Source organism: Luteimonas arsenica, from assembly GCF_004352825.1.
GTDB classification, from domain to species: Bacteria; Pseudomonadota; Gammaproteobacteria; order Xanthomonadales; family Xanthomonadaceae; genus Luteimonas; species Luteimonas arsenica.
The window spans coordinates 1,102,443-1,122,555 of the sequence record NZ_SJRW01000001.1; the positions used below are offsets into that span (position 1 = coordinate 1,102,443).

Consider the following 20,113-nt stretch of genomic DNA (forward strand, 5'->3'; position numbering starts at 1 on the left):
TGGTCGCGGCTGCGGCCGTGACCGTGACCACCGGCCCGCCCGCTCAGTCGAGCTGCAGCCGCACGTCGCCCGAGAACGTCTCGATTTCGATCGAGCCGCCGCCCGTGCCGTAGCGGTGCTCCATGCTCGCGCCCGGCCCGTAGCGCTTGCGCACCACGTTGGCGTCGGGCGCATCGATGTCGCCGCTGAAGGTCTTGGCCTCGACCCGCGCCGAGGCGTTGGCCGGCAGTGCCAGGCGGACGTCGCCGCTGACCGATTCGAAGCTGAAGCGGCCGCTGTCGGCGATGCCGGTGCGGACCCTGGCGTCGCCCGACACCGTGTTCACGTCGAGCTTGCCCAGGCGCTCGCCGCGGGTGTCGATGTCGATGTCGCCGGACACGGACTCGGCCTCGATGCCGCCGCTGATGCGCCCGCGCAGCGTGATCCGGCCGCTGACGCTCTCGGCATCCACCTCGCGGCTGTTGAGGTTGAGCTTCTGGTCGCCGCTGACGCTCTCGATGCTGGCCTTGCGTGGCGCGCCCACGGCGGTCACGGCGCCGCTGACGCTGTCGATCTCCAACTCGTCGCCGGCGACGCCATGCACGTCGACGCTGGCGGCCACCGAATCGACGTCGAGGCTGGCCTGGCGCGGGATCTCCAGCACCAGGGTGGTCGGCTCGCTGTCGCGGCTGTTGCGCGGATAGCGCACGCGCACCGAGAGCTTGCGGCCGCCGTCTTCGATCTCCAGGCGCTCGACGCCGTCGCCGAGGCTGCCGGTGATGCGGACTTCATTGCGGTCCCAGGTGCGGACCTCGATGCTGCCCTTGAGGTTGGACACCTCGACTTCGCCGCGGGCGTCGAGGGGGCGGGTTTCGTTGATGGGCGTGGCCGCCAGCGCGGGCAGGGCGAGGCCGGCGAGCGCGAGGCCGATGAGGCTGCGGATCATGGTGGACTCCTTCGGATGGTCGGGTTCAGGCCTGGCGCAGGTTTAGCGCGAGGCGGTGGGCATAGATGCGCTGCAGGCGGTGGAACAGGTGCAGCGCGTCGGGATCGCGGGCCAGCGCGGCGCGGACTTCGGCGGCGCGGCGGTCGAGTTCGGCATCGAGGCCGTCGGTGGCGGCGGTCGCGCCGTTCGCGGCCTGGACCTCGCGCAGCGCGCCCTGGTACTCGCGCGCCAGGGCGTCGGCGGCGTGCAGCAGGGGCGTGTCGAAGTCGGTGGCGGCCGCCAGCGTGGCGGCGGGGTCGTCGACGGGCGCGGGCGGGGCCTGCACCGGCAGCAGCTGCCAGCCGATGGCCGTGGCCAGCACGATCGTGGCGGCCGCGGCGTAGCCCAGGTTGCGGCGACGGAAGCGGTGGCGTCCCCGGCGCACGGCCGTGGCGGGCGCGGCCGCGTGGGCGGGGCCGGCGTCGGCCAGGGGCGCTTCGCCGGGTGCGCGCGGTGGCAGCTTCGCGGCGATACCCGGCCACAGGTCGCGGCCGGGCGCGACGTCCGCGCGCAGCTTGCGCAGGTTGGCGGCCAGGGGCGGGGGCAGCGGATCCACGGGGTCTTCGCGATGCCTGGGGTCGATGGTCATGGGGTATCTCCAAGTCGCGCGCGGAGCAGGCCGCGGGCGCGGTGCAGCTGGGCCTTCGAACTGCCGGTCGCCATGTCCAGGGCGGCGGCGATCTCGCCGTGGGTCCAGCCTTCGATGTCGTGCAGCACCAGCACTGCGCGGGCGCGGGGCGGCAGGGTGGCCACGGCGCGCTCCAGGTCCAGGGCCATCGCCGGGCCGTGGCTGGCGGAATCGGCCGAGGGCAGGGCGTCCAGGGCCTCGTCGTCATCGCCGTCCAGGGCCGGCCGGACCCGGCGCGCGCGCAGGTCCATCAGCGCCGTGTTCACCGCGAGCCGGTGCAGCCAGGTGCCGAAGGCGGCCTCGCCGCGCCACTGCGGCAGCGCCTGCCAGGCGCGGAGGAAGGCCTCCTGGACCAGATCCTCGGCGCGGGCGCGCTGCCAGCCGGCCAGGCGCAGGACCACGCCGTGGACGCGCCCGGCATGGCGGCGGTACAGCGCCTCGAAGGCGTCGGCATCGCCACCGGCCGCGGCCTGCGCCAGGGCGTGGTCGCCGTCCCCGGCATCTGCGGCCGGGGTTTGCGGGCTGTCGGTCATGGCGGCGTCGAGCATACCCAGTCGGATGCAGCGTCGCGGCAAAGGGTTTAAGCCCGCCCGCCGCCGCGGCGTAAAATGGCCGTTCGAGCCCGCAATCCCCGAGCCAGCCGTGACCGAGATCCGCCAGGAAGACTTCATCCAGTCCGTCGCCGACGCCCTGCAGTACATCAGCTACTACCACCCGGTGGACTACATCCGGAACCTGGCGGCGGCGTACGAGCGGGAGGAGTCCCCGGCCGCGAAGGATGCGATGGCGCAGATCCTGATCAACTCGCGCATGTGCGCCGAAGGCCACCGCCCGATCTGCCAGGACACCGGCATCGTCACCGTGTTCCTCGAGATCGGCATGGATGTGCGCTGGGTCGACGCCACCATGGGCGTCGAGGACATGGCCAACGAGGGCGTGCGCCGGGCCTACAACCTGCCCGACAACAAGCTGCGTGCCTCGGTGCTGGCCGACCCCGCCGGCAAGCGCCGCAACACCGGCGACAACACCCCGGCGGTGGTCAACGTGAAGGTGGTCCCGGGCGGCAAGGTCGACGTGATCGTGGCCGCCAAGGGCGGCGGTTCGGAAGCCAAGACCAAGTTCGCGATGCTCAACCCGTCGGACTCCATCGTCGACTGGGTGCTGAAGACCGTGCCGACCATGGGCGCCGGCTGGTGCCCGCCGGGCATGCTCGGCATCGGCATCGGCGGCACCGCCGAGAAGGCGATGCTGCTGGCCAAGGAGGCGCTGATGGAGCCGATCGACATCGTCGACCTCAAGGCCCGCGGCGCGTCGAACCGGCTGGAGGAGCTGCGCCTGGAGATCTTCGACAAGGTCAACGCGCTGGGCATCGGCGCCCAGGGCCTGGGCGGCCTGACCACGGTGCTCGACATCAAGATCAAGGACTACCCGACCCATGCGGCGAACCTGCCGGTGGCGATGATCCCGAACTGCGCGGCCACCCGGCATGCGCACTTCACCCTCGACGGCAGCGGCCCGGTGGCGCTGGATCCACCCTCGCTCGAGGATTGGCCGAAGATCACCTACGACGCTTCGAAGGGCCGCCGCGTCGATCTCGACACCGTGACCCGCGAAGAGGTCGCCTCGTGGAAGCCGGGCGAGACCCTGCTGCTCAACGGCAGGCTGCTGACCGGCCGCGACGCCGCGCACAAACGCATGGTCGACATGCTCAACAAGGGCGAAGCGCTGCCGGTCGACCTGGCTGGGCGCTTCATCTACTACGTCGGCCCGGTCGATCCGGTGGCCGGCGAGGTCGTCGGTCCCGCCGGCCCGACCACGGCCACGCGCATGGACAAGTTCACCGAGCAGGTGCTGTCGGAAACCGGCCTGCTGGGCATGGTCGGCAAGGCCGAGCGCGGCCCGGCGGCGATCGAGGCGATCCGCAAGCACAAGTCGGCCTATCTGATGGCCGTCGGTGGCTCCGCCTACCTGGTGTCCAAGGCGATCAAGGCGGCGAAGGTCCTGGCCTTCGAGGACCTGGGCATGGAGGCGATTTACGAGTTCACCGTCCAGGACATGCCGGTGACGGTGGCGGTGGATTCCACCGGCGAGTCGGTGCACCAGACGGGTCCGCGCGAGTGGCAGTCGCGGATCGGCAAGATCCCGCTGGCCGTGATCGAGACCGCCTGACTTCCTCGTGGGAGCGGCTAGAGCTGCGAGCGGAGCGGGCGGACGAACTTCTCGGCCAGCTTCTCGCGCAGCGGCCGCTGCTCCCACATCTCGTAGGAGTACTGGATCGAATCCTCCAGGTCCTTCTCGAACACCTCGAGCATCCGCGCCGCGAACTCGCGGTCGTAGACGTTGAGGCTGGCCTCGTCGTTGAGGCGGAAGGAGCGGATGTCGAAGTTGGTGGACCCCAGCGAGACAAGCTCGCCGTCGACCACCAGCAGCTTCACGTGGATCATCGTCGGCTGGTACTCGTGGATCTCGATGCCCGCCTGCAGCAGCTTGCCCCAGCCGGCCCTGGACGACAGACGCACTGTGTCGGAGTCGATGTGCTTGCCGGGCAGGAGGATGCGCACCCGCACCCCGCGCTGGCGCGCCGCCACCAGCGCCTTGTCGATCAGCTCGTCGGGCACGAAGTAGGAGGCGGTGAGGTCGATCGAGTGTTCGGCCGCCGCGATCGCCGACAGGTACATCAGGTGCATGCTCTCGCTGCCGCCGGCGGGCGAGGCGATGAAGAGGTGGGCGTCCATGTCACCCGCGCGTTCCAGCGGCGGGAAGTAGGCCGGGCCGTTGAGCAGATGGCCGGTGGCCTTGATCCAGTTGTCGTTGAAGGCAGACTGCATCTGCGCCACCGCCGGGCCCTCGATGCGGAAATGCGCCTCGCGCCAGTGGTCGGGGTCCTGGGCGTGACCGGTCCACTGGTCGGCGATGCCCACGCCACCGGTGAACCCCACCCGCCCGTCGATCACCAGCAGCTTCCGGTGGGTGCGGTTGTTCATGCGGTCGAGGTTGTACCAGTGCAGCGGGCGGTAGCGTTCGACCTGGATGCCGGCGCCCTCCATCTGCTGCAGCATCGACTCGTCCATCTTGATGCTGCCCACCCAGTCGATCATCAGGTGCACGGTCACGCCGGCGCGGGCACGTTCGACCAGGGCGTCGGCGAAGCGCTGGCCGACGTCGCCCGACCAGTAGATGTAGGTCTCGAAGGTGATCGTCTCGCGCGCGGATGCGATGGCATCAAGCATCGCGGGGAAGATCTCGTCGCCGTTCTGGTAGCCGGTGACGTGGTTTCCGGGCAGGATCGCCGGGCCCAGCAGCACCGACATCTCCCGCCGGAACTGCGGATCGGCGATCGCGTGCCGATGCTCGACCTTGCGTTCGATCTTCTTCTCTGGGGTCGCGAAGTTCATTGCGACCACGACGGCGAGCACCGTGGCCACGACGGTGAGGACGATCGTCCAGGACATGTGCTTTCGGCTCCAGCGGCTGCGGCTCATCGGGCCCCCTGCGTCGATACGCCCGGTCCGGCACTGTGCAGCAGGCGCATTCAGCGGGGCGTGAAGTTCCCGCGCTTCAGAACCAGTCGAGCACCGAAATGCCGAAGCCGACGTAGGTCGCCTTGTGGTCGTAGTCGAGCATGCTCTCTCCGTAGCCGCTGAACAGCTGGAGGTGGCCATGCAGGTGGCTGCTGATCGGGAACCCCCAGTCGAACTGCAGGGCACCGTGCGAACGGTCGCCCCCGCGCAGCGAATGCCGCGCCATCAGTGCGAAGGTCTGGTCGCCACGGGTGTGCACCAGGGTGACGTCACCGCGGCCGAGGTAATCCTCGATGCCCGGATTGTCGTCGTCGTCGCCGTCGGAGATGCGGATCCAGGGCCGGAACATGATCGCCCAGTCCTCGCGGTCCAGGCCCACGTTGAACATGATCCGGTTCCAGCTGCGCGACAGCGGGTCCGGGCGGCCGTTGGACTGGTGGTTGATGCCGACGGCGGCCATGCGTCCCTTCCAGCCGCCGATGCTGTAGTTGTTGCGGAACACCAGCAGCACTTCCGGCTCGTAGTTGGTCTCGCGGAAGGGGCGGGAGTTCTCGCTGTTGTAGACCTGCCAGCGCGAGCTCTGGGTGTAGCCCATCCAGATGTCGCCGTTGTCGCCGAACAGGTTCTCCACGGCCTTGGTCTTGAAGCTGATCTGGAACTTGGTCTCGACGTCGTCGATGTCGTCCATCTGCAGCGCTTGGCCGTCGATCGAGGATGTCGGGTTGCGGTTGGGACTGCTGCTCCAGAACGCGGGCAGCAGGTACACCGGCTTGTAGGCGCGCATGTTGAAGGTGCCGAGCTTGGAGTCGCGCGCCAGTTCCCAGCGGCCGTCGAGCAGGGAGCCGCGGCCGGCATTGGCCAGGGCGCGGCGCGGGTCGTCGTCGTGCGGGAACATGTCGCTGCTGGTGTCGCCTTCGCGCGGGCGCCCGGCTTCGGCTTCGGTGGCGCGGGCTCCCTCGCGCGCTCGTGCCGCCGCGAGGTCGGCGTCCGTCGGATCGGGCGCCGTCCGCTGCATGGCGCGGTCGTAGCAGGCCAGGCGGTCGGCGGCGGTTTCGATGGCCACGCAGGCCTCGAGCGCGGGACCGGTGGAGGCGTCCTGCGCGGATGCCAGGGGCACGAAGCCAAGAGGCAGCGCTGCACACAGCAGGATCAGGGGCTTGTTCGCAAGTCGTTCCATGGCTTCAAAGCGCTAGGGGCTCAGCGGCGGAGTCTATCGCCGATGGACTGCCGGGCGCGTGTTGGTTCCGACAATGTGGAGACGATCAGAAGATCCAGGCCAGCACGAACAGCCCGATCATCGTGAACGCCAGCGCCAGCTTGAGCACGGTGCCGAAGACGATGCCCAACCAGGTGCCGAAGCCCACGCGCGTGGCCTGGCCGACATCGCGGCCATGCAGGAGTTCGCCGGCCAGCGCGCCGACGAAGGGACCGGCGAACAAGCCGATGGGTCCGAAGAAGATGCCGACGAAGGTGCCGACCACCGCGCCCGCAACCGCCTTGCCGCTGGCGCCGACCCGGCGCGCACCCAGGGCCGTGGCCCAGAAATCGACCACCAGCGAGACCAGGGTCAGCACCCCCAGTACCACGATCACGGGGATGCCGATGTGTTCGAAGCCACCGGCCCAGGCGCCCAGCAGCATGCCCGCGAACACCAGCGGCAGGCCCGGGATCGCCGGCAGGATGGTGCCGGCGATCCCGACCAGGACCAGGATCGCGGCGATCACGTAGTAGACGGCTTGCAGTTCCATGGCGCCAGACTGCCACATAAAAGACGGCCCGCGATGCGGGCCGTGAAGGGGAGAGAGTGATTGGATCTGTGCAGGGTCAGCGGATGAAGGCGCGCCCGTTGGCGACGCTCACATACGAACCCTCGCGGATGCCGCCGAGGTCGTTCTGGGTGACGACCGTCATGCGACCGTTGTCCAGGCGCACGTGGACGTCGTAGACCGACTGGCCCTGTACGCGGTTCTGGATCGCGTTGCCGGCCACGGCGCCGCCGACGGCGCCCGCCGCAGTGGCGGTGTTGGTGCGGCCCTTGCTGTCGGTGTTGCGCTCCGCAATCTCGCGGGCGGCAACCGCACCGACGATGCCGCCCAGAACCGCGCCGGTGGCATTGGGCGTGTTCGATGCACGGGCGCGGTGGTCGATTCGCGTGACCACGCCGCAGGTGTCGCAGCGCGCGGGTGTGGAACTGCCGTAACCGCCACCGTAGCCGCCGCTGGAATAGCCGGGGGAGGTGCTGGCGCAGCCGACCAGGGTGGCTGCGGCGATCATCGCGCTGGCGCTGATCAGGCGGATCTTCATATGCGGAACTCCTGCACGGGACGGGGGAGATATGCCTCGCCGTCGACGTTAGTCAGATGGCCGTGAACAGGCCATCAATCGCGCAGGTTCCAGGGCTCTTGCGTGCAATCCGTGCAGCAATCGTTCATGCACCGGCGCGCGATCCGCGCGCCGGTGCAGCGCAGCGTCGGGTATCAGCCGCGGAAGTCGGTGTGGCAGGCCTTGCAGTCGCGGCCGATGTCGTCGAGCGTGCTCTTCAGGCCGGCGCAATTCATGGGCGGCGACGCCAGCGCCTTGTCCAGGGTGCCGCGGAAGCTGCCGGTATGGCCGGAGAAGCGGCTGTTGTCGCGCAGGTCCGGGAAGGCGGGGTCGAGGTCGTTGCCCAGGGTGCGCAGCGCCTGCAGGTGCGGGAGCACGTCGGTGGCGGCGCAGCGGTTGGCCTCCAGCTTCTGGTACAGCTGGGCGGTGTGCGCCGACATCAGCTGCATGGCCGCGTGCGGGTAGTGGTCCTGCCAGGTCTTGCGGCTTTCCAGGCTGCGCAACAGCATCACCACGGCGACGATGCCGATCACCAGGCCCAGCAGGAACAGGAACAGGTAGCGTCCGGCGGCCGACGGCGCCTTGCGCGGCGGCCGCGGCTTGTTGGGATCGACCGGCGTGGCTTGCGGCTTGGGCGTCGACATGCGGCTGCTTCCTGTGTTTCCGGTGGGTGGCGCAAGGGATTGTATGCGTCGCGACCGCTAAAATGGGCGCATGGACGAGCAATGGAACCAGCGTTTCGCGGGAATCGACCGCCTCTACGGCCGCGGCGCGGTCGAGCGCTTCGCCGCCTGCCATGTGGCCGTGGTCGGCCTGGGCGGGGTCGGCTCCTGGGTGGCCGAGGCGCTGGCGCGCAGCGGGATCGGCACCCTGACCCTGGTCGATGCCGACGACCTCTGCGTCTCCAACACCAACCGCCAACTGCCGGCGCTGACCGGCCAGTACGGCCGCGCCAAGGTCGCAGCCATGGCCGAGCGCTGCCGCGCCATCAATCCGGCGATGGTGGTGAACGAGATCCCGAGTTTCCTCACCCCGTCCAACCTGGACGAGCTGCTCGACCGCGGCTACGACCTGGTGGTCGATGCCTGCGACAGCTTCCGCAGCAAGGTCGAGATGATCGCGTGGTGCCGGCGTCGCAAGCTGCCGCTGGTGGCGGTGGGTTCGGCCGGCGGCCGGATCGATCCGACCCTGGTGCGGGTGCGCGACCTGTCCAGGACCGAACACGACGCGATGCTGGCGCTGGTGCGCAAGAAACTGCGCGGCGAATTCAACTTTCCCAAGGGCCCGAAGCGCTACTTCGGCATCCCGGCGGTGTATTCACTTGAGAACGTGCGCTACCCGCAGGCCGATGGCAGCGTCTGCGGCCTGCGCCCGCAGGTCGGCGGCGAGGACGGCTTCAAGCTCGACTGCGGCGGCGGCCTGGGCGCGGCCACGCACATCACCGGGGCCTTTGCGTTCGCCGCCGCGGGCAAGGCGCTGGAGATGCTGCTGGCGCGCGCGCCCGTGCGCGAAGCGGCGGCGCCCGGGGCGGACATGGGGACGGCGGCCTGAGGACAGGGCCGGCGGCCCCGGAGCGGGGGCTCAGCCGCCCCGGGAAGGCAGCGTGAACAGGCGGCGTGCGTTGGCGCTCGTGGCCGCGGCGACTTCGGACGCGGCTGCGCCCCGCAGCTGCGCGATGGTTTCGCAGACCACTCGCAAGCGCGCCGGTTCGTTGCGCTCGCCGCGGATGCCCGAATCCGGCTGGTCCGGCGCATCGGTTTCCAGCAGCAGGTGCTCCAGCGGCATGTCGGCGACCAGGGTGCGCAGGCGGTTCGCGCGCTCGTAGGTCACCGGGCCGCCCAGTCCGATCATGAAGCCGAGTTCCCACAGCTTCTCCGCCTGCTGCCGGCTGCCGGAAAAGCTGTGCACCACGCCGCGCAGGCCGCCGATGCGGCGGATGGCCGCGGTGACCTGGTCGACCGCGCGCCGTGCGTGCACGATCACTGGCAGGCCGTGGTCGCGGGCGATGCGCAGCTGGCCTTCGAAGAAGCGCGACTGGGCGTCCGCGTCCAGCCCTTCGACGAATAAGTCCAGGCCGCATTCGCCCACCGCCACCGGGCGCTCGCGTTCGATCCATTCTTCGAGCAGTGCCAGGTGTGTGTTCCGGTGATGCTCCAGGAAGGTCGGATGCAGGCCGTAGGCGGCATGCAGGCCGGGTGCCAGCGACGCGGCTTCGCGCAGCGCGGGCCATTCGTCGGCATGGGTCGCGGGCAGCACCTGCGCGCGGACGCCCGCGGCGCGTGCGCGCTCGACCACCTTGCCGCGATCGGCGTCGAACTCCGTGGCGTCGAGGTGGCAGTGCGAGTCGACCAGGTCCAGGCGCATCGCGCTCAGCCGCGGCGCGCCTCGCCGTCGATCACGCGCGCCTGCGCAGGATCGGGCTTGCGCTTGCGCCGCGAGATCATCAGCGCGCCGATGCCCAGCAGCAGCTCGTCGACGAAGGGCAGGGGGTCGGGCACGAACAGGTTTAGCACGAACAGCCCTGCGGCCAGCACGAACAGCTTGGGATAGCTGAGCCGGCCGAGCCAGCGCAGCACGGGGGCGAGGATCGGGTTGGGCATGGCGGCTGCCTCCTGGAAAGCGCGACTGGCCGCACGCTATCACGCGGGGATCACGGCAGGGTTCACGTGCCGCTCAGTCCGGTGGAGGGATGGCCGGGGGCTGTTCAGGTGGCAAGTGTTCGAATCCCGTTACGCAGATTTGTTTCCATCGCCAACACAGGCGGTTTCGCCCCGAGGAGGCCTCATGAAGAACAACACGCTCGCCATCGCCCTTGCCTCGCTGCTGGTCGGCGGCGTCGCGGTCGCCGCGTTCCAGGGCAACCGCGCCGACGGCCCGCGCGCCGACGTCGCCCCGGTGTCCGGCGACGCCGCGCTCGCCGACGATGCCATGGGCTTCGCCGACGACGCGGCCCTCCCCAGCGACGGTCGCCTGGAGTACGCCCGCGTGCTCGCCATCGAGCCGGTGACCGAGCGCGAGCCGCAGTACGCCACCGTGATCGGCTCGGAAGCCATCCGTGAGACCACCACCAGCACCTCGCCGCGCGAGGTCTGCGAGGACGTGGTGGTGCAGGAGCGGATGCCCGAACGCGACGGCCTGACCGGTGGCACCGTGGCCGGCGCGGTCATCGGCGGCCTGGTCGGCAACCAGGTGGGCAGCGGCAACGGCCGCAAGCTGGCCACGGTGGCAGGTGCCGTCGGCGGCGGCTTCGCCGGCCGCGAAATCGACCGCCGCCACGTCGGTGGTCAGGTGGTCGAGCGCGTCGACCGCCAGTGCCGCACCGTGCAGGACAGCTCGCAGTCCTCGCGCGTGGTCGGCTACAACGTGACCTATCGCAATCCGGACGGCACCACCGGCAGCATGCGCACCGACAGCAAGCCGGGCAACCGCATTCCGCTGGGCGACACCGAGGTCACCGTCGGCTACGACGTCACCTACAGCTATGACGGCGACGAGCGCAGCATCCGCATGGACCAGCGCCCCGGCGACCGTCTGCCGGTGATCGACGGCCAGGTGGTGACCCAGGTTGCCGCCGCGGATGGCGACAGCGTCCGCGGCTGAACCCGTCACATCCGGTCCGTTGCCAAGGCCGCGCCCTACCCGGGGTGCGGCCTTTTTTGTGGGAGCCGCTCCCACATGCCCTTCCGCCGGGCAGCCCCCGACGGCGGCGGGCACCGCTACAATGCCGGGTTTCCCGCCCACCGGTAGCGCTTCCATGGCCCTGAATCCCTACGACCTCTACGACGTCCGCTCCCTGCTCAGCGAAGAGGAGCGCGCCGTCCAGGACACCGTGGCCCGGTTCACCGACGAACGCGTGCTGCCGATCATCGGCGAGTGCTTCGACGAAGGCCGTTTCCCGACCGAGCTGATCCCCGAGATCGCCGGCCTGGGCCTGCTCGGTGCGACGCTGCCGGCCGAATACGGCGGTTCGGAGCTCAACTACGTCAGCTACGGCCTGATCTGCCAGGAACTCGAGCGCGGCGATTCCGGCCTGCGCAGCTTCGCCAGCGTGCAGTCCTCGCTGTGCATGTACCCGATCTACGCCTACGGGACCGAAGAGCAGAAGAAGCGCTGGCTGCCCGACATGGCCGCCGGCAAGGTGATCGGCTGCTTCGGCCTGACCGAGCCGCACGGCGGCTCCGACCCGGCGAACATGAAGACCCATGCCAAGCGCGACGGCGACGACTGGGTGATCAACGGCTCCAAGATGTGGATCACCAACGGCAACCTCTCCGACATCGCCATCGTCTGGGCGCAGACCGACGACGGCATCCAGGGCTTTGTGGTCGAAAAGGACTTCGCCGGCTTCAAGGCCCAGCTTGTGAAGCACAAGATGAGCCTGCGTGCCTCGGTCACCAGCGCGCTGTTCTTCGACGGAGTGCGCGTACCGGAGGCCAACCGCCTGCCGAACGTGAAGGGCCTGAAGGGTCCGCTGGGCTGCCTGACCCAGGCCCGCTACGGCATCACCTGGGGCCCGATCGGTGCGGCGATCGCCTGCCTGGACGAGGCGCTCAACTATTCGAAGGAGCGCATCCTGTTCGGCCGCCCGGTGGCCGCGACCCAGAGCGCACAGCTCAAGATGGCCGACTGGGCGCGCCGCATCACCGCCGCGCAGCTGCTGTCGCTCCAGCTCGGCCGCCTGAAGGACGCCGGGAAGATGCAGCCCACGCAGGTGTCGCTGGCGAAGTGGAACAACTGCCGCATGGCCATCGACATCGCCCGCGAGGCGCGCGACCTGCTGGGCGGTGCCGGCATCACCACCGAGCACTGCCCGATCCGTCACGCGCTGAACCTGGAATCGGTGATCACCTATGAAGGCACCGAGACCGTGCATCAGCTGGTGGTGGGCCGCGAACTGACCGGCATCAACGCCTTCGGCGGCTGAGCGCCCATCCGGCCGCGCATCGGCGCGGCCTGCATTGCTGCTGGAGCGCCACATGTCCCTGGCCGACCTCAGGATCGAAACCGAACGCCTGGTCCTGCGCCTGCCGCGGGCCGGGGACTTCGAGCGCTACGCCGAACTGCAGGCCGATGAAGAGGCGTCGCGCTGGATCGGTGGCCACCAGCCGCGCGCCGCGGCCTGGCGCAAGTTCCTGCAGCAGCCGGGCGCGTGGATGATCCAGGGTTTCGGCATGTTCTCGATCATCGACCGCGACAGCGGCCTATGGCTGGGGCAGGGCGGGCCCTGGAAGCCGGACGGGTGGCCGGGCAACGAGATCGGCTACATGCTCCACCGCGATGCCTGGGGCAAGGGCTACGCCACCGAGGCGCTGCCGGCGACCATCGACTGGGCGCTGGCCAACCTCGGCTGGGGCGATTTCATCCACTGCATCGCGCCCGAGAACGCGGCCTCGAAGCAGGTAGCGCGGCGCCTTGGCTCGACCCTGCTCGGGCCCGGCAAGCTGCCGCCGCCTCACGAGGATGCCGCCTGCGAGATGTGGGGCCAGACCCGCGCGCAGTGGCTCGCGCGCCGAGGGGAGTGCCAGGCGCCGTGCTGAGGCATCCCGGTGTTGTTGTCGCCTGTCTGTTCGCGTTGGCCATCGTCCTGTTCCCGGCATCGGGCCAGGGTGCGGAGCGGCATCGCGTCGCCCCGGACCCGGACTGGATCGAGATGCTGCCCGTGCGTGGCGGGGAGGGCTCCGCGCAGGTGGCCGACGGCGCCCGCTTCCTGCTGGTCGACGACCAGGTCAACCTGCTCGGTGCCGAGCCGGTCTGGCACCGCAGGCTGGTCGAACAGGTTGTGCAGGAGCGCGCACTGGCCTCGGCCGCGCGGCTTTCGATCGATTTCCAGCCGCTCTACCAGCGGGTCGAGCTGCATGCGGTCGAGTTGCTGCGCGCCGGCGAGCGCCTGGAGCGGATCGGCCGCGCCGACGTGCAGGTGCTGCGCCGCGAGGCGGAGATGGAGTCCGGGCTCCTTGACGGGCGGCTCACCGTGCAGATCACCGTCCCCGACGTCCGCGTCGGCGACCGGGTCGAATACCGCTTCAGCGTGATCGGCGCCAATCCGATCTTCGGCAGCGAGTATCACGACGTCTACCGCGCCGCGTACAGCGTGCCGCTGGCCGAGCGCCGCGTGCGTTTCGTGTATCCGCCGGGCGTCGAGCTGCGGCATCTCGCCGATCGCCCGGGTTACCGCGTGCTGGAGGGCGGCGGCCAGGGCCATCGCAGCCTGGAGGTGCGGGCCTCGGACCTGCCGCGCGTGACCGAGGATGATGACACACCGCAGTGGCACGACAGCTTCGGGCGCCTGCAGTTCTCCACCCTGGCCGACTGGCCGGCCGTGGCGCGCTGGGCGGAGCCGCTGTATCCCGCGCGCCTGACCGACCGCGCGCAGGCGGTCGAACTTGCCCGCCGACTGGGTCTGGACGCCGCGGATCCGCGCGGTTCACTGGAGCGCGCGATCGCCTTCGTGCAGGGCGAGGTCCGCTACACCGCGATCGACATGGGCAGTAACTCGCACGCGCCCAGCGCGCCGGAAACCACCCTCGAGCGCCGCTTCGGCGACTGCAAGGACAAGTCGGCGCTGCTGGTGTCGCTGCTGGCTGAGGCCGGGATCGAGGCCGAACCGGTGCTGGTCAACACCGTTGCGCGCGCCGCGGTGCTCGAGCGCCTGCCCAGCCCGCTTGCCTTCGACCACGTCGTGGTGCGCGCGCGGCTGGCCGACGGCGAGGTCTGGATCGACCCCACGCGCGACCGCGAGCGCGCGCCGCTGGCGGCACGGGAGCCTTTGCCGTTCCGCTTCGGGCTGCCGGTCTTCAGCGGCGGCGGGCTGGTCGAGGTTCCCGCGCCGCCGCCGGTGCAGCCGGCGATCGAGGTCACCCAGCGCATCCGGCTGGAGACCATGGGCGATCGCGCCCAGGCCCTGTTCGGCGTGGTCACCGACTACCGTCGTGGCAACGCGGAGGGCACGCGCGCGCAGTACGAGGATCACGAGCCCTCGGACATCGGCGATCGCTATCTGTCCTACATGCGCGGGTTCTACGACGGCATCGCCGCCGCGGGCCTGCCGGGCGCGGTGGATGCGCCTGAACCCGGCGCCATGCGCGTCGTCGAGAGCTACCGGCTGGACTGGGATACCGGGCGCGAGGGGCGGGACTTCGGCATCGTGCTGTTCCAGCTCGCCGACTGGCTGCCGCGGCTCAAGCGCGACGACAGGAACATGCCGCTGCTGCTGGGCGGACCCGACCATGCGACGCACGCCATCCGCGTCGACTATCCGCGCGGCTGGTCGATCTCACCCGAGGACGACCGGGTGGAGAATCCCTGGTTCACCTTCGAACGCCGGGTCAGCGTGGAAGGCGGCGACCTGGTGGTCAGGGGCAGCTGGCGCCGCCATGCCGACGAGGTGCCCGCGGCGGACTACGCGCGCTTCCGCGAAGACGTGGCCACGGCCCGCGACCTGCTCGTGTTCGACGTCAACCTCGGTGCGGGCGTGCCGCTGCTGGCCGCGCGCCCGGCGGACTGGGCCTGGCCGCTGGCGGCCTTCGTCCTGGCATGCGTGCTGCTGGTGCTGGCCTGGTGGCGCCGCCTGGCCGATCCGCTGTCGGGCATGGTGTTCGCGCCGCGCCATGCCATGGCGCGGCTGCTCGACAGCCGGCGCGCCTGGTGGGGCGCAACAGCGCTGGTGCTGGCCACGTCCGTGCTGATCGGCGGGATGGAGGAGGGCGCGGCGTTCGCCACCGGCGACGACGGCAGCTACCTGCGGCTCGTCGGCGGTATCGCCTCGACCCTGGTCTGGTTCCCGCTGTTCACCCTGTTGACCAAGGGCTGTTTCCGCATGCTTTCGGTTCGCGCCGGGTTCCAGCCGCTGCTGCTGGCCGCGGCCTGGGCTTGCGTGCCCTACCTGCTGTTCATGCTACTGGCCTGCCTGGCCCTGGGCGGCCGCTTCGAAATCTTCACCGAGGGCCATGAGCTGCAGCCCGGGGAGATCGTCGCGCTGCTGTCGGCGCTGCTGTTCATCGCCGTCGGCATGTGGTGGTACCTGGTCGCCACCGTCAATGCCAACGCCGTGGCCGCGGGCACCACCCGTGCGCGCGCGCTAGGCGCGCTTATGCTGTCGTCCCTGTTCCTGGTCGTGCTGGTGGTCGCGTTTGCGCTGGTGGCAGCCGCGGTCCAGCGGCCGGGCTGAAGACGCCCCCATCGACCCCCGTCATCCACCGGTTCCCGAGCACATCCGCATGGCAAGCCCCACGGTTCCGACACTGATCCCCGCGCGCATGCGCGGCCTCAACCGCGCCGAGATCTGCGACGTCAACTTCAGCGAATTCGTACGCGGCTGGGAAGGCCGCGCGGGCCGTGCGCCCGGCGACGACGAAGCCGTCCTGTCCGGCAGCGCGCTCGACGCCCGCGGCTTCCGCGAGCTGTTCGAATCGCAGCTCATCAGCCGCCACCTCGACCTGATGGCGCGCGTGCTGCGCGTGCAGAACAAGGTCTTCTACACCATCGGCTCCAGCGGCCACGAAGGCAACGCCATGGTCGCGCGCGCCACGCGCCACACCGATCCGGCGTTCCTGCACTACCGCTCGGGCGGCTTCATGGCCGAGCGCTTCCGCAAGCTGCCGGGCATGGATCCGGTGATGGATTCGGCGCTGTCGTTCGCCGCATCCAAGGACGACCCGGCCTCCGGCGGGCGGCACAAGGTCTGGGGCAGCCGGCCGCTGTGGGTGCTGCCGCAGACGTCCACCATCGCCTCGCACCTGCCCAAGGCCTTTGGCACCGCGGTGGCGATCGAGCAGGCGCGGCGCATTGGCCACCCGCTGCCGGTCCCGGGCGACAGCATCGCCATCTGCTCCTTCGGCGACGCGTCGAGCAACCACGCCACCGCCCAGACGGCGTTCAACGTCGCCGCATGGACCGCCTACCAGCGCCTGCCGGCGCCGGTGCTGTTCGTCTGCGAGGACAATGGCATCGGCATCTCGGTGAAGACGCCCGACGGCTGGATCGCGCGCAACTTCAGCCAGCGCCCGGATCTGGACTACTTCGCCGCCGACGGCCTTGACCTTGCGGCGGGCTACGGCGACGTGCAGCGCGCGGTCGAGCACTGCCGCCGCACCCGTCGCCCGACCTTCCTGCACCTGCGCACCACCCGTATCATGGGCCACGCCGGCACCGACTTCGAGATCGAATGGCGTTCGATCGAGGAACTGTGCGCGGTCGAGGCCACCGATCCGCTGCTGCGCTCGGCCGCGATCGCGCTGGAGTCGGGGCTGATGTCGAAGGACGACATCCTCGACCTGTACGAGGCCACGCGCGCGAAGTGCTTCGCCGCCGCCGAGGACGCCGACCGCCGTCCGCGCTTGGATTCGCTGGCCGACGTGATGGCGCCGTTGGCGCCGTACACCCCTGACGCCGTGCGTGCCGAAGCCGCGCGCACCGACTACGCCGATCGCCGCCTCGAGGTGTTCGGCAGCGAGGCGAAGCTGCCGGAGAACCAGCCGCCGAAGCACCTTGCCATCCAGATCAACCAGGCCCTGCACGACCTGTTCGCCAAGTACCCCGAGGTCCTGCTGTTCGGCGAGGACGTTGCGCAGAAGGGCGGCGTCTACACCGTCACCAAGGGCCTGCAGAAGGCCTTCGGCCCCCGCCGCGTGTTCAACACCCTGCTCGACGAGACCGTGATCCTGGGCCTCGCGCAGGGCTACGCCAACATGGGCATGCTGCCCATGCCGGAGATCCAGTACCTGGCCTATTTCCACAACGCCTGCGACCAGATCCGCGGCGAGGCGGCCAGCCTGCAGTTCTTCAGCAACAACCAGTACCGCAACCCGATGGTGATGCGCATCGCGTCACTCGGCTACCAGCGTGGCTTCGGCGGCCACTTCCACAACGACAACTCGATCACCGCGCTGCGCGACATCCCCGGCCTGGTGGTCGGCTGCCCCAGCCGCGGCGACGATGCGGTCACGATGCTGCGCACGCTGATGGCGCTGGCCAAGGTCGACGGCCGCGTCTGCGCCTTCCTCGAGCCGATCGCGCTGTACATGACCAAGGACCTGCATGAAGCGGGCGACGGCGGCTGGCTGACGGAATTCCCGGCGCCCGGCGAGGCCATGGCGCTGGGCGAGGGCCGCGTCTACGGCGAAGGCAACGACGACCTGGTCGTTTTCACCTACGGCAACGGCGTGCCGATGAGCCTGCGCGCGGCGCGCGCGATCGAGGCCCGGCACGGCTGGAAGGTGCGGGTGGTCGACCTGCGCTGGCTGGTGCCGTTGAACGAGGACTTCATCCGCGAACAGGCGGCGACGGCGAAGCGCATCCTGATCGTCGACGAGGGCCGCCGCAGCGCGGGCGTGGGCGAGGGCATTGTCACCGCCGTGATCGAAGGCGGCTACGCGGCGCGACCCTTCCTGCGCGTCACCGGCGCCGACACCTTCACCCCACTGGCCGGCGCGGCCTTCCTGGTGATCCCGTCGGAAGAGGAAATCCTCGCGGCGGCGGACAGGCTCGCCGCGACCTGACGAACCGGAGTCCGGCGCGGGTTGAGGGGAAAAGCCTGGGCTGCGCTGCGGGGTGGCGGGTCGATGGGTATTCCGTGGGCGTCGCAGCTTCGCTGCTCTTGAATGCCCACTCCATACCCATCAACCCGCCACACGACCACCGCCGCAGGCCGCAGGAAAAAGCAGCGACACACCGCAGCGCCGCGCCAGAAGCGAAGAGCGCCGATGCACGGCGCTCTTCGTTTTTCCTCCCAACCCGCCGCGTGGTTGCGTGACGGAGGGTGTGTGGGTGCGCAGCCGGCATTAAAGAGCATCGAAGCTGCGACGCCGGCAGAGCACCCAAATACCCTCCGCCCCGCAGCCAACCAAGGGCTCTTACCTCACGACCGCCCGAACCTCCACGCGACGGTTCGGAGCCAGGCAGTCGATCAAGGCCTGCCCACGCTCGCCATCGCAGGCCACGACCGGCTCGACGCTGCCGCGGCCCACGGCGGTGATCCTGTCCGCCGGCACGCCGGCGTCGACCAGGTAGTCGCGCACGGCCGCCGCGCGCTTGCGCGAAAGCTCCACGTTCGCCGCGTCCTTGCCGATGCGGTCGCTGTGGCCGATGACGTGGACCGTGTCGATGTCCTGGGTCGCCAGCACCCGGGCGGCCAGCGCATCGAGGTCGGCCCGGCCGGCGTCGCTGAGGTTGTCCACGCTCGCCTTGCCGAAGGCGAACAGCGCATCGCCCGACAGCGTGTGGTTGAACGACGCCGGCGGTGGCGGTTCCGGTGCGGGCTCAGGTTCCGGCGTGGAGGCGCAGGCGGCGGTGAGGCAGGCAGCGGCGAGCGCGGCCAGGAACGGCTTCGTATGGCGATGCATGGATTTCCCCTTCCAGTGAACAACGTGGCACCTGGCCCCATGCCGGTGCCTGCCTGGATCCCCCCGGGCGAGCATAGCCCGCAATCGTGGCGCTTCTGCAACCGTGGTCGCGTTTCCGGGCGCCGGTCGTGGCCCCGGGGGCGTCAGCGGGCCAGGCCGTCCAGCAGGGGCAGGGAAGCGAGGGCGTTCCCGTCGATATGCAGCGCGGGCGCGTCTTCCGGTCGATCCAGCGGCAGCACGGCCAGCACCAGGCTTGCCTGCGGGCGTGCGGCGCCGGCCCCGGCCGGATCGCCAGCGCCGAAGCCGGGCGCGGCGGCAACCACGCTGCCGATGGCCCGGTCGTCCTCCATCACCTGCGCTCCGGCGGCGGGCGGCGCGTCACTGGCGAACAGCCCCAGGCCGCGCTTGGCCTGGCCGAGGAAGTGGGTCCGGGCCACGATCTCCTGGCCGGGGTAGCAGCCTTTGCGCACGCTGTAGGCGCGCAGACGGTCGAGCGAAAGCTGCTGCGGCGTATACGCGTCCAGGCCCGCGGCGCCAGGGCGCGGCAGGCCATGGGCGAGGTCGAAGCTGCGCCAGCGGGCGAGGGCGTCGGCATCGGCGGGCGCGCCGCAGCCGCTGCACACGCGCAGGGTGCGCGGGTGTTCGCCATCGCCGAAGTCGAGCTCGACGCGGCCCTTGGCGTCGGTGGCGGACTGGGCGCCCGACGCGGCTGCGGGCGTGCTGAAAGAGCCGCACAGGGACACACCTTCCGGCACCCGCAGCTTCAGCTTGCTGCGGAATACGAACCGTTCCATGGCTGCCTTCAATGCCGCGGCATCGCCGTCGGGGAGCAGCAGCCAGACCGTCTCTGCATCCAGCCGCAGCAGTGCGAACAGGGCCTGTACGCGGCCTTTTGGCGACAGCCAGCCGCTCCACTGCCACTGGCCGTCGGCCAGGGCGGCGACATCGCTCATGCACTGCGCCTGCGCGAAAGCGATCGCATCGCGGCCTTCCAGCGCCAGCAGGGCATGGTCGGAAAGGGCGAAAAACGGCGGTTTGGCGCTCGCTGGCTTGTCCAAACTGTGCTCCGGGACGTAAACTTCGGCAGGTGCCAGACCCCGCAATCATAGGCGAAACGCCGCCCGAGGCCGCTCCGGAAGCACTTCCGGACGATGCGAAGGCAACCACCGGGACGCCCGCCGCGGCGCCCGAATACGGTGGGCGCGAAGGTCTGGATCCGACGCGCTACGGGGACTGGGAAAAGAACGGACGCTGCATCGATTTCTGATGCGGTCACGGCTGCCGGATGCGGCCATCACAACCTGCCTGTAGAAGCCAACGCGGCGCCACCGCCGCCCAG

At 70.2% G+C, this 20,113-nt stretch carries 20 protein-coding genes; 8 read left to right on the forward strand and 12 right to left on the reverse strand.

All coding sequences use genetic code 11. The features are described 5' to 3' along the window. Window positions 1–43: 43 nt before the first annotated feature. Genes E2170_RS04980 through E2170_RS04990 form a run of 3 tightly spaced genes read right to left on the reverse strand, consistent with a single transcriptional unit; the run spans window position 44 to window position 2,140 of the window. Window positions 44–925 carry a DUF4097 family beta strand repeat-containing protein gene (locus tag E2170_RS04980; RefSeq protein WP_132999497.1) on the reverse strand — a complete coding sequence of 294 codons (882 nt, stop codon included), beginning with the start codon at window positions 923–925 and terminating at the stop codon, window positions 44–46. A gap of 25 nt (window positions 926–950) precedes the next feature. Further along, entirely contained in the window at window positions 951–1,553 is a 603-nt protein-coding gene (locus E2170_RS04985; RefSeq protein ID WP_132999498.1) for a hypothetical protein, read from the reverse strand. Next, window positions 1,550–2,140, reverse strand: coding sequence for an RNA polymerase sigma factor (locus E2170_RS04990; protein ID WP_132999499.1), 591 nt, complete (start codon window positions 2,138–2,140; stop codon window positions 1,550–1,552). Before E2170_RS04990 ends, E2170_RS04985 begins: the two co-directional genes overlap by 4 nt. A 94-nt stretch (window positions 2,141–2,234) precedes the next feature. On the opposite strand from E2170_RS04990, the gene E2170_RS04995 reads away from it, so the two are divergent. Further along, a complete protein-coding gene (locus E2170_RS04995) occupies window positions 2,235–3,761 on the forward strand; it encodes a fumarate hydratase (protein ID WP_165942156.1) in 1,527 nt (508 codons plus the stop codon). 17 nt (window positions 3,762–3,778) lie between these two features. Here E2170_RS04995 and E2170_RS05000 read toward each other — a convergent pair whose 3' ends face one another. The 5 genes from E2170_RS05000 to E2170_RS05020 all read right to left on the reverse strand — a co-directional run bounded on the left by E2170_RS05000 (window position 3,779) and on the right by E2170_RS05020 (window position 8,079). Beyond that, window positions 3,779–5,044, reverse strand: a complete 1,266-nt coding sequence (locus E2170_RS05000; protein WP_132999501.1) for a phospholipase D-like domain-containing protein — start codon at window positions 5,042–5,044, stop codon at window positions 3,779–3,781. A gap of 106 nt (window positions 5,045–5,150) precedes the next feature. Further along, a complete protein-coding gene (locus E2170_RS05005) occupies window positions 5,151–6,290 on the reverse strand; it encodes a phospholipase A (protein ID WP_132999502.1) in 1,140 nt (379 codons plus the stop codon). An 85-nt stretch (window positions 6,291–6,375) separates the two neighbouring features. Further along, window positions 6,376–6,861 carry a DUF456 domain-containing protein gene (locus E2170_RS05010; RefSeq protein ID WP_132999503.1) on the reverse strand — a complete coding sequence of 162 codons (486 nt, stop codon included), beginning with the start codon at window positions 6,859–6,861 and terminating at the stop codon, window positions 6,376–6,378. A 76-nt stretch (window positions 6,862–6,937) separates the two neighbouring features. Further along, window positions 6,938–7,417, reverse strand: coding sequence for a glycine zipper 2TM domain-containing protein (locus E2170_RS05015; protein ID WP_132999504.1), 480 nt, complete (start codon window positions 7,415–7,417; stop codon window positions 6,938–6,940). Between the two features lie 173 nt (window positions 7,418–7,590). Further along, a complete protein-coding gene (locus tag E2170_RS05020) occupies window positions 7,591–8,079 on the reverse strand; it encodes a hypothetical protein (RefSeq protein WP_243708054.1) in 489 nt (162 codons plus the stop codon). A 70-nt stretch (window positions 8,080–8,149) separates the two neighbouring features. Between E2170_RS05020 and E2170_RS05025 the strand changes: the two genes are divergently transcribed. After that, on the forward strand, window positions 8,150–8,986 hold the full coding sequence (locus tag E2170_RS05025; RefSeq protein ID WP_132999505.1) for a tRNA threonylcarbamoyladenosine dehydratase: 837 nt from the start codon (window positions 8,150–8,152) through the stop codon (window positions 8,984–8,986). A gap of 30 nt (window positions 8,987–9,016) precedes the next feature. Here the strand turns inward: E2170_RS05025 and E2170_RS05030 are convergent, their stop codons facing one another. Together E2170_RS05030 and E2170_RS05035 are read right to left on the reverse strand one after the other, a co-directional pair. Beyond that, entirely contained in the window at window positions 9,017–9,793 is a 777-nt protein-coding gene (locus tag E2170_RS05030; RefSeq protein ID WP_425477838.1) for a TatD family hydrolase, read from the reverse strand. An 11-nt stretch (window positions 9,794–9,804) separates the two neighbouring features. Then, window positions 9,805–10,035: a DUF6116 family protein gene (locus E2170_RS05035; protein WP_132999507.1), complete on the reverse strand. Its 231-nt coding sequence runs from the start codon at window positions 10,033–10,035 to the stop codon at window positions 9,805–9,807. Window positions 10,036–10,219: 184 nt separating this feature from the next. Here E2170_RS05035 and E2170_RS05040 point away from each other — a divergent pair, with 184 nt between their 5' ends. The 5 genes from E2170_RS05040 to E2170_RS05060 all read left to right on the forward strand — a co-directional run bounded on the left by E2170_RS05040 (window position 10,220) and on the right by E2170_RS05060 (window position 17,931). Then, entirely contained in the window at window positions 10,220–11,035 is an 816-nt protein-coding gene (locus E2170_RS05040; RefSeq protein ID WP_132999508.1) for a glycine zipper 2TM domain-containing protein, read from the forward strand. Window positions 11,036–11,189: 154 nt separating this feature from the next. Further along, window positions 11,190–12,359 carry an acyl-CoA dehydrogenase family protein gene (locus E2170_RS05045; RefSeq protein ID WP_132999509.1) on the forward strand — a complete coding sequence of 390 codons (1,170 nt, stop codon included), beginning with the start codon at window positions 11,190–11,192 and terminating at the stop codon, window positions 12,357–12,359. Between the two features lie 52 nt (window positions 12,360–12,411). Further along, window positions 12,412–12,972: a GNAT family N-acetyltransferase gene (locus tag E2170_RS05050; protein WP_132999510.1), complete on the forward strand. Its 561-nt coding sequence runs from the start codon at window positions 12,412–12,414 to the stop codon at window positions 12,970–12,972. Beyond that, the gene (locus E2170_RS05055) at window positions 12,966–15,602 is read left to right on the forward strand and encodes a DUF3857 domain-containing protein (protein ID WP_132999511.1); all 2,637 of its coding nucleotides are present in this window, start codon (window positions 12,966–12,968) and stop codon (window positions 15,600–15,602) included. Before E2170_RS05050 ends, E2170_RS05055 begins: the two co-directional genes overlap by 7 nt. Window positions 15,603–15,651: 49 nt before the next feature. Continuing rightward, entirely contained in the window at window positions 15,652–17,931 is a 2,280-nt protein-coding gene (locus tag E2170_RS05060; protein ID WP_132999512.1) for a thiamine pyrophosphate-dependent enzyme, read from the forward strand. Between the two features lie 354 nt (window positions 17,932–18,285). Here E2170_RS05060 and E2170_RS05065 read toward each other — a convergent pair whose 3' ends face one another. Then, a complete protein-coding gene (locus tag E2170_RS05065; protein WP_165942157.1) occupies window positions 18,286–18,774 on the reverse strand; it encodes an OmpA family protein in 489 nt (162 codons plus the stop codon). Window positions 18,775–18,917: 143 nt separating this feature from the next. After that, window positions 18,918–19,832 (reverse strand): CAF17-like 4Fe-4S cluster assembly/insertion protein YgfZ, encoded by a 915-nt coding sequence (gene ygfZ, locus E2170_RS05070; protein WP_243708055.1) that lies wholly within the window; start codon window positions 19,830–19,832, stop codon window positions 18,918–18,920. A 29-nt stretch (window positions 19,833–19,861) separates the two neighbouring features. On the opposite strand from ygfZ, the gene E2170_RS05075 reads away from it, so the two are divergent. Further along, on the forward strand, window positions 19,862–20,041 hold the full coding sequence (locus tag E2170_RS05075) for a DUF1674 domain-containing protein (protein WP_243708056.1): 180 nt from the start codon (window positions 19,862–19,864) through the stop codon (window positions 20,039–20,041). Window positions 20,042–20,113: the final 72 nt, after the last annotated feature.

Excerpts from the sequence above, each read along its gene's own strand:
- E2170_RS04980 (WP_132999497.1), bottom strand. The coding sequence starts at position 925 with ATGATCCGCAGCCTCATCGGCCTCGCGCTCGCCGGCCTCGCCCTGCCC.
- E2170_RS04985 (WP_132999498.1), bottom strand. The coding sequence starts at position 1,553 with ATGACCATCGACCCCAGGCATCGCGAAGACCCCGTGGATCCGCTGCCC.
- E2170_RS04990 (WP_132999499.1), bottom strand. The coding sequence starts at position 2,140 with ATGCTCGACGCCGCCATGACCGACAGCCCGCAAACCCCGGCCGCAGAT.
- E2170_RS05000 (WP_132999501.1), bottom strand. The coding sequence starts at position 5,044 with ATGTCCTGGACGATCGTCCTCACCGTCGTGGCCACGGTGCTCGCCGTC.
- E2170_RS05005 (WP_132999502.1), bottom strand. The coding sequence starts at position 6,290 with ATGGAACGACTTGCGAACAAGCCCCTGATCCTGCTGTGTGCAGCGCTG.
- E2170_RS05010 (WP_132999503.1), bottom strand. The coding sequence starts at position 6,861 with ATGGAACTGCAAGCCGTCTACTACGTGATCGCCGCGATCCTGGTCCTG.
- E2170_RS05015 (WP_132999504.1), bottom strand. The coding sequence starts at position 7,417 with ATGAAGATCCGCCTGATCAGCGCCAGCGCGATGATCGCCGCAGCCACC.
- E2170_RS05020 (WP_243708054.1), bottom strand. The coding sequence starts at position 8,079 with ATGTCGACGCCCAAGCCGCAAGCCACGCCGGTCGATCCCAACAAGCCG.
- E2170_RS05025 (WP_132999505.1), top strand. The coding sequence starts at position 8,150 with ATGGACGAGCAATGGAACCAGCGTTTCGCGGGAATCGACCGCCTCTAC.
- E2170_RS05035 (WP_132999507.1), bottom strand. The coding sequence starts at position 10,035 with ATGCCCAACCCGATCCTCGCCCCCGTGCTGCGCTGGCTCGGCCGGCTC.
- E2170_RS05040 (WP_132999508.1), top strand. The coding sequence starts at position 10,220 with ATGAAGAACAACACGCTCGCCATCGCCCTTGCCTCGCTGCTGGTCGGC.
- E2170_RS05045 (WP_132999509.1), top strand. The coding sequence starts at position 11,190 with ATGGCCCTGAATCCCTACGACCTCTACGACGTCCGCTCCCTGCTCAGC.
- E2170_RS05050 (WP_132999510.1), top strand. The coding sequence starts at position 12,412 with ATGTCCCTGGCCGACCTCAGGATCGAAACCGAACGCCTGGTCCTGCGC.
- E2170_RS05060 (WP_132999512.1), top strand. The coding sequence starts at position 15,652 with ATGGCAAGCCCCACGGTTCCGACACTGATCCCCGCGCGCATGCGCGGC.
- E2170_RS05065 (WP_165942157.1), bottom strand. The coding sequence starts at position 18,774 with ATGCATCGCCATACGAAGCCGTTCCTGGCCGCGCTCGCCGCTGCCTGC.